Source organism: Sphingobium sp. MI1205, from assembly GCF_001563285.1.
Taxonomy (GTDB): domain Bacteria; phylum Pseudomonadota; class Alphaproteobacteria; order Sphingomonadales; family Sphingomonadaceae; genus Sphingobium.
In genome coordinates this window covers 1,358,763-1,374,978 of sequence record NZ_CP005188.1, presented here as the reverse complement: position 1 = coordinate 1,374,978, position 16,216 = coordinate 1,358,763, and the positions used below count along the sequence as shown (strand labels likewise).

General features: G+C 59.7%; 16 protein-coding genes. 8 read left to right on the top strand and 8 right to left on the bottom strand.

Going from position 1 to position 16,216, the window contains the following annotated elements; genetic code table 11:
• Positions 1–76: 76 nt before the first annotated feature.
• Positions 77–970, bottom strand: coding sequence for a LysR family transcriptional regulator (locus K663_RS06585; RefSeq protein WP_062115653.1), 894 nt, complete (start codon positions 968–970; stop codon positions 77–79).
• A gap of 106 nt (positions 971–1,076) precedes the next feature.
• On the opposite strand from K663_RS06585, the gene K663_RS06580 reads away from it, so the two are divergent.
• Both K663_RS06580 and wrbA read left to right on the top strand, forming a co-directional pair.
• On the top strand, positions 1,077–1,796 hold the full coding sequence (locus tag K663_RS06580; protein ID WP_062115650.1) for a pirin family protein: 720 nt from the start codon (positions 1,077–1,079) through the stop codon (positions 1,794–1,796).
• 105 nt (positions 1,797–1,901) lie between these two features.
• The gene (gene wrbA, locus K663_RS06575) at positions 1,902–2,501 is read left to right on the top strand and encodes an NAD(P)H:quinone oxidoreductase (RefSeq protein WP_062115647.1); all 600 of its coding nucleotides are present in this window, start codon (positions 1,902–1,904) and stop codon (positions 2,499–2,501) included.
• A 106-nt stretch (positions 2,502–2,607) separates the two neighbouring features.
• On the opposite strand, the gene K663_RS06570 is transcribed toward wrbA, so the two are convergent.
• Positions 2,608–3,594, bottom strand: a complete 987-nt coding sequence (locus K663_RS06570; RefSeq protein WP_062115644.1) for an acyltransferase family protein — start codon at positions 3,592–3,594, stop codon at positions 2,608–2,610.
• Positions 3,595–3,659: 65 nt separating this feature from the next.
• Between K663_RS06570 and K663_RS06565 the strand changes: the two genes are divergently transcribed.
• From K663_RS06565 to K663_RS06550, 4 genes are all read left to right on the top strand, one after another.
• Entirely contained in the window at positions 3,660–4,337 is a 678-nt protein-coding gene (locus K663_RS06565) for an RluA family pseudouridine synthase (protein ID WP_062115641.1), read from the top strand.
• Positions 4,324–4,728: an alternative ribosome rescue aminoacyl-tRNA hydrolase ArfB gene (arfB, locus tag K663_RS06560; protein WP_062115638.1), complete on the top strand. Its 405-nt coding sequence runs from the start codon at positions 4,324–4,326 to the stop codon at positions 4,726–4,728. The genes K663_RS06565 and arfB overlap by 14 nt, the downstream gene beginning before the upstream one ends.
• Positions 4,729–4,797: 69 nt before the next feature.
• Positions 4,798–5,283: a GAF domain-containing protein gene (locus tag K663_RS06555; RefSeq protein ID WP_062115635.1), complete on the top strand. Its 486-nt coding sequence runs from the start codon at positions 4,798–4,800 to the stop codon at positions 5,281–5,283.
• Between the two features lie 130 nt (positions 5,284–5,413).
• On the top strand, positions 5,414–6,253 hold the full coding sequence (locus K663_RS06550) for an RcnB family protein (RefSeq protein ID WP_062115631.1): 840 nt from the start codon (positions 5,414–5,416) through the stop codon (positions 6,251–6,253).
• A 177-nt stretch (positions 6,254–6,430) separates the two neighbouring features.
• On the opposite strand, the gene K663_RS06545 is transcribed toward K663_RS06550, so the two are convergent.
• Positions 6,431–7,249, bottom strand: coding sequence for an arginyltransferase (locus K663_RS06545; protein ID WP_062115627.1), 819 nt, complete (start codon positions 7,247–7,249; stop codon positions 6,431–6,433).
• Between the two features lie 121 nt (positions 7,250–7,370).
• Positions 7,371–8,618, bottom strand: coding sequence for a threonine ammonia-lyase (locus K663_RS06540; protein ID WP_062115624.1), 1,248 nt, complete (start codon positions 8,616–8,618; stop codon positions 7,371–7,373).
• A gap of 97 nt (positions 8,619–8,715) precedes the next feature.
• On the opposite strand from K663_RS06540, the gene K663_RS06535 reads away from it, so the two are divergent.
• Both K663_RS06535 and K663_RS06530 read left to right on the top strand, forming a co-directional pair.
• Positions 8,716–9,585, top strand: coding sequence for an NAD(P)-dependent oxidoreductase (locus K663_RS06535; protein WP_062115621.1), 870 nt, complete (start codon positions 8,716–8,718; stop codon positions 9,583–9,585).
• Positions 9,582–11,276 (top strand): amidohydrolase, encoded by a 1,695-nt coding sequence (locus tag K663_RS06530; RefSeq protein WP_201026684.1) that lies wholly within the window; start codon positions 9,582–9,584, stop codon positions 11,274–11,276. The genes K663_RS06535 and K663_RS06530 overlap by 4 nt, the downstream gene beginning before the upstream one ends.
• Here the strand turns inward: K663_RS06530 and K663_RS06525 are convergent.
• The 4 genes from K663_RS06525 to K663_RS06510 are packed head-to-tail and all read right to left on the bottom strand — an operon-like array spanning position 11,273 to position 16,196.
• Positions 11,273–13,015, bottom strand: a complete 1,743-nt coding sequence (locus tag K663_RS06525; RefSeq protein WP_062115618.1) for a hypothetical protein — start codon at positions 13,013–13,015, stop codon at positions 11,273–11,275. The genes K663_RS06530 and K663_RS06525 overlap by 4 nt on opposite strands.
• Positions 13,016–13,768: an FkbM family methyltransferase gene (locus K663_RS06520; RefSeq protein WP_062115615.1), complete on the bottom strand. Its 753-nt coding sequence runs from the start codon at positions 13,766–13,768 to the stop codon at positions 13,016–13,018. It abuts the gene before it with no gap.
• The gene (locus K663_RS06515; protein WP_062115613.1) at positions 13,765–14,910 is read right to left on the bottom strand and encodes a glycosyltransferase family 4 protein; all 1,146 of its coding nucleotides are present in this window, start codon (positions 14,908–14,910) and stop codon (positions 13,765–13,767) included. The genes K663_RS06520 and K663_RS06515 overlap by 4 nt, the downstream gene beginning before the upstream one ends.
• Positions 14,907–16,196 carry a hypothetical protein gene (locus K663_RS06510; protein WP_062120472.1) on the bottom strand — a complete coding sequence of 430 codons (1,290 nt, stop codon included), beginning with the start codon at positions 16,194–16,196 and terminating at the stop codon, positions 14,907–14,909. The genes K663_RS06515 and K663_RS06510 overlap by 4 nt, the downstream gene beginning before the upstream one ends.
• Positions 16,197–16,216 lie beyond the last annotated feature (20 nt).

Genomic DNA, 16,216 nt, shown 5'->3' with positions numbered 1-16,216 from the left:
TTTGAATCACTTTTCATGATTTTACGCGATAATTGATTCAATCCGAGTCAAGGTAGATTCGTTTCTGCAACGATCGTCAGCAGCCGTGGTTTTTGGTGATGTAATCCAGCAGCGCCTCTACCCGCGCTGGACGCAAGCGAGAGGGAGGCGTGACCAAATGGAGGCCGATGGGCGGTGGGCGCCAGTCGATCAATATTTCCTTCAGTTCTCCCGACGCCAGCCCATCCCTGACGATAAAATCGGGCAGCCGGGCAATGCCTACCCCCTGTCGCAAGGCAGGTAGCATGGCATCACCGCTATTGACCATGATCCGCGCCCTCACCTGGACCGTGACATTTTGCTGCCCCGGCCCCGCGAAGCGCCAGACATCGGGTGTCGCGACATTTGCGTAGCAAAGGCAGTCATGCTCGCCGAGGTCGGACGGATGCGTCGGCCTTCCACGCTCCGCCAAGTAACCAGGCGAAGCGATAACATGCATGTTGACGTCCGCTAATCGCCGGGCACGCAGCGAACTGTCTGGCATGTCGGCGACCCGAATAGTGGCGTCGAGACCCATTTCAATAATGTCGATGCGAGCGTCGGAAAGGTGGAGATCCACATTAACCGCCGGATGAAGCTTGGTGAACACGGCGATCAGCGGGGCAATGCGGAGCAGACCGAAGCTCATAGGAGCACCAAGGCGAACCGTGCCGCTCAGTTCAGCCGTATCATCCCGGGCAGCCTCTTCCGCCGCCTGCCCTTCGGCAAGAATGCGGGCCGCGTGATCAGCCAGACGCTTGCCACTCTCCGTGAGAGCAAGTCGTCGGCTGGTGCGGCTGAACAGGGTGGTATCGAGATGCTGTTCAAGGCGTGTAACCGCTTTGGATACGGTCGCCTTGGAAACGCTGAGCGATTTGGCAGCTTCCGTGAAGCTTCGGTGCTCGACCACGGCCGCGAAAATGGCCCAGGCTTCGAAATCAGGAAGGCGCATAGGGGAAACAATCCGTTTCAATGATGCTTGTTTCAGAAACGATCATTGTCGCTAAATTGATGGAACGCAAGCGGGAGGCAATTCCCCCCTTCTTGGAGGCAACGCAATGACTACGAACGTGAAAAACCATATCGAACGCCGCCCCTTCGCGTCGCTCGGCCATGCTGACCATGGCTGGCTGAATGCTCGCCACCACTTTTCCTTCGCCGACTATCATGACCCGGCCCGCATGGGATGGGGTGCGATACGAGTTTGGAACGACGACGAGATTGCCCCCAACACCGGCTTTCCGCCGCACCCTCACCGCGACATGGAAATAATCACCTATGTCCGCAAGGGTGCCATCACGCATCAGGACAGTCTGGGCAATACCGGCCGCACCGAAGCGGGCGACGTCCAGGTAATGAGCGCCGGCACGGGTATTCGCCATTCCGAATATAATCTGGAGAGTGAAACGACAACGCTGTTCCAGATATGGATTATCCCGAAGACGTCAGGCGGCACACCTAGTTGGGGTGCCAAGCCGTTTCCGAAGGACGATCGTTCCGGGCGGCTGGTCGTGCTGGCCAGCGGCTATGAAGAAGACCGAGAGGCCCTGCGCATCCGGGCCGACACGCGCCTGCTGGGTGGGACGGTGAAGGCTGGCACTTCGGTGACCTACGATAGCGCCGACGGGCGTCACCTCTATCTTGTCGCGGCAACGGGGCGGATAGAAATCGATGGCCAAATTTTCGAAGCTCGCGACGGAGCCGCTATCCTGGGCGGACGACCGATCACGGTCACGGCGATCGAAGATAGCGAAATCGTCCTGGTCGATAGCGACTAGGCTTGGCGCACGCCCGCTCTATTCAACCCTTTCCACGAGCGGGCAGTCGCATTTTCGAAGAAACCTTTTTTGGATCAACGCATTAGGTTAATTGGAGAAACGCGCATGGCAAAGGTACTAGTCCTTTACTACTCCTCCTATGGGCACATTGAGGCCATGGCCAAGGCGGTAGCAGAAGGCGCTGTGGCGGCTGGTGCTCAAGTTGATATCAGGCGAGTGCCCGAAACCGCGCCGCTGGAAGTCGCTAAGAAAGCCGGGTTCAAGTTGGATCAGGATGCGCCTGTGGCATCGGTGGACGAACTGGCAGACTATGACGCAATCATCATTGGGACCGGCACACGCTTCGGGCGCATGTCTAGCCAAATGGCCGCATTCCTCGATCAGGCCGGCGGGCTTTGGGCTCGCGGGGCGCTGAATGGCAAAGTAGGAGGCGCATTCACCTCTACCGCCAGTCAGCACGGCGGACAGGAAACCACTCTTTTTTCGATCATCACGAATCTACTGCACTTCGGAATGGTAATCGTGGGACTGGACTATGGTTTCGTTGGTCAGACGGGTGTCGATAAAGTCCGGGGCGGCGCACCCTATGGCGCGACCACGCTCGCAGACAGCGACGGTAGCCGCCAGCCCGATGAGGATGAACTTGAAGGGGCGCGCTATCAGGGACGGCGGATCGCCGAAACCGCGGCAAAGCTGCACGGTTAGACGTTCGCTGCACGACCCTCTGAGTGCAGCGGTTGAGCCTTGGGTCGCAAGGCGCAACGATGGGGCCGACAAACCAGACAGGGAAGTCGGCCCCTTTTTTTCTGGCTTAAAGGAACAGTCTACGTCCCCATGGACTGGCGCGGAAGAGATAGTAAGCGGCGATAGGCCCTAACAGCGCATGGAGCAGCAGCCAGGGCTTGGCTAGATACGGGGTCAAATAGTGGATGACCGCGACATGTAGATACATGATCGCGAGCGAGGCGCGCCCGACCCCGGCCAGCCATCCGGCAAAGGAAGAAATCCACACAGATAGGCGAAAGACAAGCATGGCGCTTGCGACACCCGACGCGATTGACAGCATGGGCAATCCATAATCCGCTGCTTTCATGTTAAGCGTCGGTAACAGGCCCGAGAGGCCAGCCAGCGACAGCATCGTCAAAGGCCACCACATCCACCGCCGCCAAGGAAAGCGTAGCGCTATCGCGCCCAGCCAAAGCAGCGCCAAGCCCATAGGCACGGTAAGGAGGCCCAGGACCGACACTTGGGTCAGCTTCCCGAGCAGATATCCGCCGAGAAAGGCGGGGACGATCGCCACAGCCCAGCGGCGATCAAGCGGATCAGGCCAACGGACCAAAAGTGCGTTGAACAGGATGCGCGACACCATCAGGCATGGCACAAACCAGAAGATCGTATAAGGACCGCGCAGCCAGGAACCGCCGAGCAGCAAAGGCAGCAGATCCTGCGGCCACCGGTTAAAGATAGGGCGATTGCCCTTCAGCGGCTCGATGATTTGGTCTGCGGCAAAAAGCAGCACGAGATAGGCCGCATAGGGGCGCATCTGCGAAACCAGTTGTCTCATCGCGAAGCGTCTAGGGGGCTGCGGGCGCGATAAAAATCCCGACAACAAAAAGAATAGCGGCATGTGGAAACTGTAGACCGCATCGCGCAAGGGGCCGCGCGTCCATACATGTCCCACCACCACGGCAATGATGCCGATGCCGCGCGCGACATCGATCCACTCGAGTCGGCCGCCGCCCCGCACCCATTCAGATGAGGCGAAGTTGGGCCGAATGCTGTCCCCCCTGTTCTCCATGGCGTCCACGCCCTATAGGATGCCGCGCGCGCGTCAATCATTCCCCTTTGTCCGGATCATATCCCTTGTCCTTGCTACATGACCGAGTTCTTTTCATCGATGGCGAGGCCATCATTCTGGATAAACCTTCCGGCCTGCCGGTGGACGCACCGCGCGACGGATCGCTGAGTTTGGAAAATCATCTTTCCTCGCTCACCTTCGGCTTTCAGCGCTGGCCGCTGCCCGTCCACCGGCTCGACCGGGACACTAGCGGTTGCCTGCTGTTGGCCCGCAACCCCAAGGCACATAAGCGCTATGCCGCCGCGTTCGAGGCCGGAACCGTCCAGAAACGCTATGTGGCCGTGGTGGAGGGAGTGCCGGAAACGGAGACTGGGACTATCGAACTGTCGCTCAAAAAGGTCAGCAGCGCAGCCAAGGGCTGGAGAATGATCGCCGCGAAAGACGGGAAATCGGCGGTCACGGAATGGCGAAAGCTGGCGGAAAGCGACGGGCGCGCGCTCATCATCTTTACGCCTCGCACAGGGAGAACGCACCAGATCCGTGCCCATACACTGCATGGCATGGGTTTCGGCATAGCAGGCGATCCGATCTATGGCAGTGGCGAGGGGCCGATGCTGCTGCACAGCCGCTTCCTCAGCATGCCGCGCGCGGGCAAGGCTCCAGCAGAAGCGACCGCTCCCCTGCCCGCAACCTTCAGCACGGCGGGGTTTGGGCCTGAGTATCTGGACGATGCCAGACTTTGATATTCCTGAAGAGGCGCTGGAGGAGCGTTTCATCACCGCAGGCGGTCCGGGTGGGCAGAATGTCAACAAGGTCGCTACCGCAGTGCAGTTGCGAGTGGACATCTACAAGCTTGGTCTACCGGTCCATGCATTTCGCAAGATGAAGGAACTGGCCGGATCGCGGCTAACCTCTGGCGGCCAAGTCGTGATTCAGGCATCCCGCTTCCGCACCCAGGACGCCAATCGCCAGGACGCGCGCGACCGGCTGACACAGATGATTGCGCAGGCGCATAAACGCGATGCGCGGCGGATCGCGACCAAGCCGGGAAAGGCCGCCAAGGCGCGCCGGGTGGATGCGAAGAAAGCACGAAGTTCCGTGAAACAGGGGCGCGGGAAAGTGAGATTGGATTAGGGCGCAATTTTCGGAACAACCTGGGTTCTCAACGACAGGCATCAGCGAAGATAGGAAGGATGAACGGCGATGTTTGATTTCTCCGCCCCTGCATCAGGTAACAAGAGCGCGCTTTACAAAGACCTGCTCTCGGCCGCTGAGGCGGTAACATGCGGAGAACCGGACGGGATCGCTAATATGGCCAATGTTGCCGCCCTGATCTGGCAATATCTGCCGGATCTGAATTGGGCGGGGTTTTACCGCATGGTGGACGGCGAACTGGTGCTGGGACCTTTCCAGGGCAAGCCGGCCTGCATACGCATCGCTTTGGGTAAGGGCGTCTGCGGAACAGCGGCAGCGCTGGCAGAAACCCAGCTGGTGGACGACGTCCACAGCTTTCCCGGCCACATCGCCTGCGATGCTGCAAGCGCTTCGGAAATCGTGGTTCCTGTACGCATCGAGGATCGTGTCATTGCAGTCCTTGATCTCGACAGTCCGATACCGGCCCGCTTCGACGCCGTCGATCAGCAAGGTCTGGAGGCACTGGCCGAACGGATTGCAATGCGTATCACCTGACACGCCCTGACCTGTTTCGGGACAAGTTCCTTGCTATCCGCGCGTGGATCGACGCGGATCACCATGCTAAACAAGGCGTTAACAATTGACCGTGCGAACGGCTTGTTTGCACGCGACGGGGAGTTTTAGCATGCGGATTTGGAGCATCATGCTGGCGAGTGCCGGCGTCACTCTTGCCCTCTCGGTGCCGGCTGCAGCGGGCGAAGCCATCCCTGGAGGCGCCGCGCTGTCCGTGATGGGTAAAAGCTTCACCGGTTCTCCACTTCGGCATGGCGGAATACATCCGGGATCGATCATGCATCGCTGGGGGCCGCGCTTTCAGGGACGCTGGCATGCGCCCGGTGGTTGGGCGGCATATAGGCGCCCCGTCATCGGTTATATTTTGCCTGCTTACTGGTCAAATCCCTATTATCGCCTCGGCAACTATCACAGCTATGGTCTGCCCGCCCCGATGAATGGCTATGCCTGGTCCCGCTATTATGATGACGCCGTGATGGTGGATCGTCGGGGACGGGTACGGGACCATCGCAGCGGTATCGATTGGGATGCTCATGGACGCAATGGCGTGCAGCCCGGCGTACCTTATGATGATGATGTCACCGCACATGACGGCACACCGCCGCCTCACGAATATGAGGGGCGCTGGACCGGCACATGGACGGACGATAAAGGCCGCAAGATCAGCGGCGAATATGAAGGCCGTTTCGAAGGCGAGGCGCGAAGCAATTACGGCGTCGATTACGATGCTCAGGCCTATGCATCCCCGCCGGCGACCGTGCATCATACAGGGCCCACCCAGCCGGTCGTGACCACCACGCACGCACCCGGTTACTTTTCCGGCGGATATTATTACCCGGGCGCGACAACGACCACTATAGTTGTGACTCCCGCAGTAACGAAAACCACCTACGTGAGCCAAGGCTCAACCCATCAGCGTCATGCCACGCGGCGCAAATGCAACTGCAAATAGCCTCGATGGCTTAACGGCTCCGCGCCTCAATTTGACGGGAAGGGGAGTTAGAAGCACGATCCATCAATGAATCGGGAGCAATGACGAACATAGCTACATGCGCAATATCTGGGAGCGTTCGTCCGCGACATTTACGGGCGAATCAGCACCTATTCCGCCATTGCCTCGGTTATAAGCCTATTTTCGGAAGATGCCCGCCAGTTCGATGGGCAACGGCGGCTCATCCCGCGGTAGAACACCACGAATTGCCTGCGCCTGCTCCTGCGGCTCGAAACGCACCCATCCGCTGCGGCTGAGCTTTTCCAGGGGGCGATAAAGGACCTTGTACTGCATCCGCTGCGACCCCTCGACCCAATAGCCGAGATAAACATAGGGTAGCCCCGCCTTCGCCGCGCGCAGGATGTGATCCATAATGATGAAGTTGCCCAAGCCCTTTCGTTGCTCAAGCTCCGTGTCAAAAAAGCTGTATATCATCGACAGCCCGTCACCCTGCCGATCCGTCAAGCAGGCACCGATCAATCTGCCGGGGCGGCCATTTTCACCTGGTTCGCGATATTCGACGACATGACTTTCAACGGGCGTCTGCTCGACCATATCGGCAAAATCCATCTCATCCATCTCGGTCATGCCACCGCCCGGATGGCGCGCGCGAAGGTAACGTTGAAGCAGTTCGAACTGCTCCTCTGTCGACCAAGGCTTGCACGCGGTCACGATAAGGTCGCTGTTTCGGCGGATGAGCTTGCGCTGGGTCGCGTTGGGCGTGAATTCACCTGCGACCACGCGAACCGACACGCAGGCAGAGCAATCGGCGCAACTCGGGCGATAGGCCACATTCTGGCTACGGCGAAAACCGATGCGGCCAAGTGCATCATTAAGCTCAGCCGCATTGTCGCCGTTAAGCTCGGTGAAAACCTTCCGCTCGCTCCGTCCCGGCAGATAGGGACAGGGGCTGGGATTAGTCACGAAAAAGCGCGGGAAACGAAATGGTGCGCTCACGCCACGATCTCCGTCAAAACGCTGCGCCAAACCTGAGTCATGGACAGACTATGACGTCCGCAGCCTTCCATGAAAAGTCCATTTACCACGAAAAAAATGCGCGCTCCCGCGTAGCCGGCGGTCAGGCTACCTCGATCGGAGCGACCTCATAACCTGCGGCACGAAGCGCGGTGACCAGCCGTTCCAGATGCGCGCCATCGCGAGTCTCGCACTCGACGTCGAGGCTCAATCCCTTGGCCGGAAGATTGGTGAAGATGCGCTGGTGCGACAACTCCAGAATGTTCACCGCTTCCTGATCGAAAATGCGCGCGACGTGAAAGAGCGCGCCCGGCCGATCCTGCAGAATGATACGAAGGCGCGCCAACCGGCCTGATCGAGCAAGGTCACGCAATAGCACATTTGCCAGCAGGCGTGTGTCGATATTGCCGCCGGTCAGCACCAAGCCGACATTACGCCCCGCAAACAGTTCCTTGTGCGTGATCAGTGCGGCGAGGCCAGCAGCCCCGGCGCCCTCCACCACGGTCTTTTCGATCTGTAGCAGCAGGCTTACCGCTTCTTCCAGATGACGTTCGCTGACTAGCAGCACATCGTCGGCCAGCCGCTCGACAAAGCGGCGGGTGAGTTCGCCCGGTTCCTTAACAGCTATACCTTCGGCAAGCGTGTCGCCGTCACAAGCGAGTTTCGATCCCTTTATATGGCTGTACATCGACGGATAAAGTTCCGCCTGCACACCATAAACCTTTATATCGGGCTTCATCGCCTTGGCCGCTGTCGCCATGCCGGAAAACAGACCGCCGCCTCCGATCGGGATGATCAGCGTGTCGATCTCTGGCGCGTCTTCCAGCATTTCCAACGCGACCGTCCCCTGCCCCGCCATGATATCGGGTTCATCGAACGGATGAACGAAGGTGAGGCCGTGCTCCTTGGCGAGCTGGCGCGCGTAGGTGCTGGCATCATCAAACTTTTCGCCATGCAGGACAACGGTCGCGCCATGACCTTGCGTCTGGGTCACCTTCACCGTTGGCGTGGTCACGGGCATGACGATTGTCACCGGCACGCCCAAACGGCGGCCATGGTAGGCCAGGCCTTGCGCGTGATTACCGGCTGAAGCGGCGATGACGCCTTTTTCCTTCGCCGCCTTGTCCAGCTGAAGCAACCGGTTGAGCGCTCCGCGCTCCTTGTAGGCGGCAGTGAACTGAAGGTTTTCAAACTTCAGAAAGACCTTGCAGCCAAGCATATTGGACAGCGTCTGGCTGACCATAGTCGGGGTATGCACGACCGCGCCCGAAATCCGCACGCGCGCCGCCAATATGTCATCGACGGTAACGGGCAGCGGCATCGCGCTTTCGATCTTGCTCAAGGTGTTCATGGGGTCGCCCCTAGCTGAAATTTGCGGCGGAAGGAACTGGCCCTCATCGAAATCTCGCCCTATGGCGAAAGATCACGCGGCTAACTGTACGAGGCATATGGCTAATATCGCGTTTATCGGCCTGGGGATCATGGGCGGCCCGATAGCCGGGCACTTGGCCAAGGCTGGGCACAATCTGACAGTCTACAACCGTTCCATCGGCAAGGCGAAGCGCTGGGCGGAAACCTATGGCGGCGCGGTGGCGGTAAGTCCGGCCAAGGCCGCCGAGGACGCGGAAATCGTCATCAGCTGCGTGGGCACCGACGATGATCTGTCCCAGGTCACCTTGGGCCGTGAAGGTGCATTCCGCACCATGAAGCCGGGCGGCCTGTTTATAGACCACACGACCGTTTCGGCGCGGATTGCGCGCCAGTTGTTCGTTGAGGGCGAAAGCCGGGGCCTGCACTGCGTAGATGCACCGGTATCGGGCGGGCAGGCGGGCGCAGAAAATGGGCGTCTATCCATCATGTGCGGGGGCGCGGAACCAGCGGTGGAAGCGGCGCAGATAGTGATGCAATCCTATGCAGCGCGTATTGTCCATGTCGGCGCCGCTGGCGCTGGCCAGACAACCAAAATGGTGAACCAAATCTGCATCGCCGGCGTCATACAGGGCCTGTCGGAGGCGCTACGCTTTGCCCAAGCGGCGGACCTGGACCTGGACAAGGTGTTCGAGGCAATTTCGGGAGGAGCAGCGCAAAGCTGGCAGATGGACAATCGCTGGAAGACAATGGCTCAGGACAGTTTCGATTTTGGCTTCGCAGTTGACTGGATGCGCAAGGACTTGGACCTGGCGCTGGAGGAGGCGCGGGCCAATGGAGCGACGTTACCTGTGACAGCATTAGTCGATCAGTTCTACGGCGATGTGCAGGCGATGGGCGGCAACCGCCAGGATACAAGTGCGCTTGTGCGACGGATCACCCGGGCATGAAGCCTGCACTGCTGGCTGCGGTCGCCGCCCTTACGCTACCCATGCCCGCTCTCGCATCGGGCGTCATCGATAATGTTAATGGAATTGCCCTGGATTCGACAGGCAAGGTCGTCCGCTTCCGGGCATTGTTGATCGACAACGAGGGCAAGGTAGAGAAGCTGCTGCCCAACCGCTATGAAGCGCCTCCGCGCAAGAAGAGGCTGAAGAAAGGCGAAACTTGGCCCAAGGGCCCCGCCTTTCAGCTCGACGGCGGCGGCAAGACGCTGATCCCTGGCCTTGTCGACTCCCACGGGCATGTCATGGCGTTAGGGCTCTCCCATATCACCCTGGACCTGTCCGGCACCCGTTCCTTGGCCGAGGCGCAGGACATGATCCGGGATTATGTGGCGGCCAATCCGGCGCGCAAATGGATCATCGGGAGCGGATGGAACCATGATCGGTGGGGGCTGGGCCGCTTCCCGACCGCAATTGAACTGGACGCGGCAGCGAGCAATGTGCCGGTCTGGCTCGAGGGGATCAACGGGCATGCCGGCTGGGCCAATTCGATGGCAATGCGGACGGCCAATATCACTCCCACCAGCAAAGCTCCGACAGGTGGTCGGATCGAAATGGCGGGCGGCAAACCATCAGGCGTATTCCTGGAACAGGCGATGGAGTTGATCCAGCGCATCGTTCCGGCACCCGCCCCCAAGGACCGGGACATCGCGCTCGAAAAGGCCCAGCAGCAGTTGCTAGCCAATGGCGTTACCGCCATCGCGGACTTGGGGACCAGCATAGAAGACTGGCAGGCGTTCCGGCGATCGGCGGATCGGGGGGCGCTAAGAATACGGATCCTGTCTTACGCACTCGGCGTCGATAATATGGTGTTGATCGCAGGGCCGGAGCCTACGCCTTGGTTATATGATGACCGTCTGCGGATGGGCGGCCTGAAGCTCGACCTCGATGGTTCGCTGGGATCGCGCGGTGCTTGGTTGAAGGCGGACTATACTGACGCGGCGGGGCAGCGTGGGTATCCACTGATCTCCGCCACCACCTTGCGAAACGTGATGAGCCGGGCTGCAATGGATAACTTCCAGGTCGCTGTTGATGCTACCGGCGACGCGGCAAACAGTGAACTTCTCGACGCGATCACGGAACTGGCGCAAACCTACAAGGGCGATCGGCGCTGGCGGGTTGAGCTTGCCGAGGTCGTCGATCCCGCCGACCTGCCCCGCTTCGGACAGAATGGCATCGTGGCTTCGATGCAACCGGCGAGCCAAGCGTCGGACTGGCGCGCCGCAGTTGCAAGAGTTGGAGAGGAACGGTTGAAGGGCGCCTACGCCTGGAAAGCGATGATCGACAATCGCGTGCCTCTCGCCTTTGGGTCGGGCATGCAGGGAAGGATCGCTAACCCCTTCATCGGCATCGCTACCGCTATGAGCCGCGAGGATGCGAATGGCCGACCAGCCGAGGGGTGGATGCCGCAGCAGCGGGTGAGCTTCGAAGTCGCCCTCGACGGCTATACGCGGCAAGCAGCCTATGCGGCGTTTGCGGAAAAGCGATTTGGCAGCCTGATTCCCGGACAGCGGGCGGACTTCGTCCTTCTCGATCGCGATATTTCGATCGCGCGCCCGGCTGACCTTCGTTCGGCGCAAGTGCTGGAAACATGGGTCGGCGGCAAACGCGTCTATATGAGCGGCGTTAAGCCTTAAAGCACATCGCCCGATGCGTTGAACGCATCTTCGATCGCTTCGGGCAAAGGCGGCTGCACAGGCTTGTCGCACCCCTCCGCCTTCATATGCGCGCGCAGTGCATCCATACGACCAAGATTCCACCGAGCGAGCGGCACGCCTAGCGGACGAAACTCGGCGCGATCGAACAGTTCGACGATATAAAGCTGGCAAAGCTCATCGACCTGATCAAGCGTGAGCATGCCAAGATTCATCACCATTGGCCGCCCAGGCACGCCGTCACGCCCGCGCACCAAATCAGTGACATACAGCCCACCCCGCGGGTCGACCAGAACAACATCGGCCTTCGATGCATCGATCATGCGATGGCTGGCGGCATAGGGGGCCACGAAAGCATGGGTGCGCCAGACCAGGAAGGTGCTCATTACAAGCGTGATCGCCAAGCCCAGATACAGCGGCCGCATTGCGGCGGGACGAAAACGTGCCCATCCCAATCCAGCAAGCAGGCAGAATGGCCCGATGAAGCCATGGGCATAGCGAAAACCCCAGCCATAGCCCTGCGCCAGCGCCAAGCCGCAACCAGCAAAGCAGCCCAAGGCCAGAGGCAGCGCGATTTCCTGTCCGCGCAAAGCGCTACGCCACCGCGTTGCGAACACCCCAAGCGTCGCAAGCGGCACCATCAATATATTGTTCCAGGCGACGAACCGGCTGAGGTTGACAAGAGGCTGCCAGCGATCGCCCAGCCGTTCGAACAAGCTGCCAACCTTGTCCGCAACACCAGCTGAGGGCCGAACATCAGCCGGGGGACCAAGCAGTTGCACCAGAAATCCGGGCCATAGCTTGGCCCATACGACTACGATGGCAGCAAGGACTATGATGTGGAATGCTGCCACTTTCCAGCGCCGGGCGAGCAGCATCCACAGGATGAACGGCGCAATGAAGATCGGCGGGAAATGCCATTGGTGCAGACCCGCCGCTAACAGAGCGACAGCTCCTGCACTGACATGGCCGAGCAACCCGCCACGCAGTACCAGCGCTAACCAGATCATGTTCAATGCGAAATGGCCGGTCATGGCGTATGGCGTCATCGCCGTAACCCACAACTGGGCCGAGGAAAGTCCCAGCAACATTGTCAACCAGACCGCGTCGGGCCGCGTAGGAAAAAGGTGCAGCGCAACGCGCCACAACGCGAACAGTCCTGCGATCAGGAGCGTCGGGCCAGCAAGATTGGGATCTCCCAACTGCCAGAAGAGCGCCTGTATTGCGCTGTTGACCGGTAGATAAGCCGCCGTCCAGTAATCCGCCGCGCCGAATGGCGAGAAGAATTCCGGCATGATCGCCCGACGATAGGGTTCCCACTCTGCGGGGATCGGCCGCGCCAAAAGCCCCTCGCGCATATAGGCTGCGGCGAAACGGGCGACTTCTTCGTCGCGCGAAATGGAGTAGTCCTGGAACAGCCAATAATGCCCGGCCCAGGCGACCAACCCGAATAGCAGGACAATCGGCACGATGATTCGGGGGCGAGGGGTAGGCAGGCGAAACCCCATTCCTTCCGCGAAGGGGACCGCAAGTGTCAGCAGCAACAGGCCGACGATCAGGGCAGGGAAGTCCTGATCCAGCAACAAGATGACGGCAAGGCTGATTCCCTGCCGATAAGTGACATGCCAAAGGAAGGTTGCGCCCAGCCACAGCGTAAGCCCGATCGCGCCGGCCAGAAAAAGGCGGCGAGCATTGATAGGCCTAGTGGGCGGGGCGTACATTCAGCCTTCCTGCGGCAGTAGCGCCCGATTGACGAAAATGCCGTCCATCTCGACCAGCAGCGGAAAATGCCCCTTGTTGTTGGCGAAGAAGGCAGAAGGGAGAAAATTTCTGTCGGCCAGCCAGTCAATCATGGCGCGATAGCCCGTTCCGCCTTCATAGATCGGCCTTACCCCAAGCTCGGTTTGCACGCCCATCATTTCCTGGAGTACCACCCCCGCGCCTTCGCAGACCGACCGGTCATGCCCCTGCGTGTCCATCTTCAGGAACGGACGGGCGAAAGCATGTGCTGCGCGCAATTCGGGAAGAAGGCTTTCGAGGCGGCGACATTGTATATCCACCGTTCGAGTAACACGGTTGCGGTCGGCAAAGACAGCGTCTTGCGCCTTGGCAGGCTTCTTGAGGGAACTAAACTGGTCTGCCGCCATGATGTTGAAGCTGCTGATGCCGTCAAAGTCGGACAAAGCGAGGTTGAAGACGTGCCACTTCTTATCCGACGCTGCCCGGCGGGACAGTTCGGCGAATATGTCCGGATTTGGCTCAAAGGACAGAATAGTGCCGAAAAAGCCTGCATCCTTGCGCAGCATGATCGCATATTGCCCGCGATTGGCGCCTACGTCGATTACGCAATCGATGGAAAACCCCGACAGGAATCGGCGCAGCGCCTGGATCTCTGGATATTGATGCACACGACCCGTGAGCGCCAGGCCAACGGCCAGCAATCGGTCCGTCAATTCGCGAACATAACGGTTCATGCCCGCCCTGCCATCACGGACCGATAGACATCGATCGTTGCTGAGCTCATATCTTTCCAACTGCTCATGCTGTCTCCATAGGCGCGTGCCGCCGCGCCTGTTGCCTGCCTGATGGCGGGGCTTTCAAGGAGCCGCAAGAGGGCTTGCGCAAGGGCTGCTGCATTTCCAGCGGGCGTGCGGACCACGACGTCGTCGGGAAGCGAAGCGAACATGCCGACATCGGATGTAACCATCGTCTTGCCATGATGTAGCGCCGACAGGAAGGCGCCGCTGGAATCGATCTGGCGGTAGGGAAAGATTATGGCATCGGCCTTGGCCATGTGCGCATCGAGCCGGCTTTCGGTAAGGAAGCCAAGATCAGTGATCAGGCGATCGGCAAATCCGGCGTCGCGGACTCTGTCCAGAACAGGGTCAATGTTCATGAAGGGCTTTCCTGCGACCACCAGTTCGAACCTGTGCCCTATCCCCCACAACGACAGGCATGCATCGATCAGAATATCGACGCCTTTGTAGGGCCTGATAGTGCCGAAGAACAGCAACCGAGGCACTACCGCATCTGGAATGCCCGTCAGATCAGCAGGCGTTGAGGCAGCCAGACGCATCGGCGGGTGCGGCGCTACATGAATATGGCGCGAATTGATTCCCTCCTTTTCCAGCGCCTGTCGCGTGGCATCTCCATGGACGATAAGCGCATCGAACAGATCAAGCAGTGCGCGATAGCCCCTCCCCTGCACCCCGGCATCCGCATGATAGGCATCGGCATTATGAACCGTGTGCACCAGCGGCGTCCGCCCCTTCAACCGGCGCAACAGCAGACGGTCAGCAGGGGCAAGGGGGAGCCACTGGAAATGCGCCACATCTGCGCCTACCAATGGCTTGAGGCTGCCCATGGCACAGGTGGCCGTATATTCAACCGCCTTTAACATGCGAAAGGGTCGCCCGTCCCCCAGTCGCCCGCGCAACGCCTCGCTTCGCCGAAAGAAATGGGGACAATATTGATAGCCATGGGGGATGATCGCGTCGGTGGGCCGCGTCGGGCGAGCGAGCAAGGTCACATCGGCACCCAGTTCTCCAAGCGCCGCGCACAGGCTGTCATCATAGCGCCCTGTGAACAGCGACGGATCGACCATGGAGACCTTCATCGCCGCGAATATCCCTCAAGCAGGCCGCGTAGCGAATGGGCGTGAAGCGCCGACACAATCAACAGCGTCAGCGTGTAAAAACCAAGGAATCCTGCATCGAACCAGTCGTTCAGAAACGCGGCAACAGGCACACTAAGCAGCGACCCAGCGAGGAAAGGCAAGGACCGCTTCAACAGATGCGCGAAACGTCCGAGTGCCGCCTGCACATAAACAGAAACGCAGATGACGGTCAGAGCAAGCAACGCCCCATCGATCAGGAGGAGGTCGATTATGCCGATGGCGGCACGGCCAGCGAACAGCTTGGCAAAAAGCCACTGACCGATAAGCAACAAGGCGGCCGAGGCGACGAGTGCAAAGAGGAAAGCCGCACCCAGGGCTCGGACCAGCAACTGGCGCAGCCGCGCTATGTCTCCCGAATGGAAAGCGCGGGTTATTCGCGGTAGTGCAGCCTCCACCATTGCGCGGATCGCCATCGACAAGGCTCGCGACATTTTGAAGAAAAAATCGAAAAGCAGCATTGGCCGCGCGTCCTGCGTGGCAAGCGCAATCATGAAATAGGGAGCATTATAAGCTGCTATTTCCGACATGGTAAACAGCGCGGACGCGCCGATATCGTGCAGATAATGCGTCCTGACATGCCCGCCGCCCCGACGGAATGCCAGCCAATGCTGCGCCGTCATGCCCAGTCGCCTGTGAACCAGCGCGATAGCATAACCTATGACGATCAGGCTGGTGGCGAGTTGCAGCACGATCGAAAGCCGCGGATCGAGACCCTTCAGAATGAGAAGAAGCAAAGCCACAATCATCAGGCGCCGCAAGCAATCCAGTGCCTCCCATATGAAGTTGCCATCCACCGCCGCCAGCGCGCGCTTGGCAAGGAGCGCGGGAAGGTTCACGCAGGCCGCCAGGAAAAAAAGGATGAAAAGTAACGGCATCGACGTGTCGACCACGCCTGCGGTGAGAACGACCAACAGGATCACCAACCCGCCGAAAATCAACATGCCCAGAAACAGGAAAAGAACACCCATCTCTTCCAACCGGAAGCCCCCTGCGCCATCCTCCTCAAGACCGAGCCAATAGCGCCGCAGTCGCGCATAGATGATGCTGGTCAGACCAAATTCAGCAGAAATCGTGAAATTGCCGAAGGCGACGAGCAGCAAGAAAGCCTGAAATTCGCGCAGGGGCAGGACGCGCACGAACACATAGGTAACGGCAAAACCCCAGATCAGCGTCAAGCCCACATTGGCCAGCTTTATCAGGGCAAGGAAACGGGCGGACCCTTCCATCCGGGCCACCGCCCTGCCGA

Coding starts and splice junctions, on each gene's coding strand:
- K663_RS06585 (WP_062115653.1), bottom strand. CDS start 970: ATGCGCCTTCCTGATTTCGAAGCCTGGGCCATTTTCGCGGCCGTGGTC.
- K663_RS06580 (WP_062115650.1), top strand. CDS start 1,077: ATGACTACGAACGTGAAAAACCATATCGAACGCCGCCCCTTCGCGTCG.
- wrbA (WP_062115647.1), top strand. CDS start 1,902: ATGGCAAAGGTACTAGTCCTTTACTACTCCTCCTATGGGCACATTGAG.
- K663_RS06570 (WP_062115644.1), bottom strand. CDS start 3,594: ATGGAGAACAGGGGGGACAGCATTCGGCCCAACTTCGCCTCATCTGAA.
- arfB (WP_062115638.1), top strand. CDS start 4,324: ATGCCAGACTTTGATATTCCTGAAGAGGCGCTGGAGGAGCGTTTCATC.
- K663_RS06555 (WP_062115635.1), top strand. CDS start 4,798: ATGTTTGATTTCTCCGCCCCTGCATCAGGTAACAAGAGCGCGCTTTAC.
- K663_RS06550 (WP_062115631.1), top strand. CDS start 5,414: ATGCGGATTTGGAGCATCATGCTGGCGAGTGCCGGCGTCACTCTTGCC.
- K663_RS06540 (WP_062115624.1), bottom strand. CDS start 8,618: ATGAACACCTTGAGCAAGATCGAAAGCGCGATGCCGCTGCCCGTTACC.
- K663_RS06535 (WP_062115621.1), top strand. CDS start 8,716: ATGGCTAATATCGCGTTTATCGGCCTGGGGATCATGGGCGGCCCGATA.
- K663_RS06530 (WP_201026684.1), top strand. CDS start 9,582: ATGAAGCCTGCACTGCTGGCTGCGGTCGCCGCCCTTACGCTACCCATG.
- K663_RS06525 (WP_062115618.1), bottom strand. CDS start 13,015: ATGTACGCCCCGCCCACTAGGCCTATCAATGCTCGCCGCCTTTTTCTG.
- K663_RS06520 (WP_062115615.1), bottom strand. CDS start 13,768: ATGAACCGTTATGTTCGCGAATTGACGGACCGATTGCTGGCCGTTGGC.
- K663_RS06515 (WP_062115613.1), bottom strand. CDS start 14,910: ATGAAGGTCTCCATGGTCGATCCGTCGCTGTTCACAGGGCGCTATGAT.
- K663_RS06510 (WP_062120472.1), bottom strand. CDS start 16,196: ATGGAAGGGTCCGCCCGTTTCCTTGCCCTGATAAAGCTGGCCAATGTG.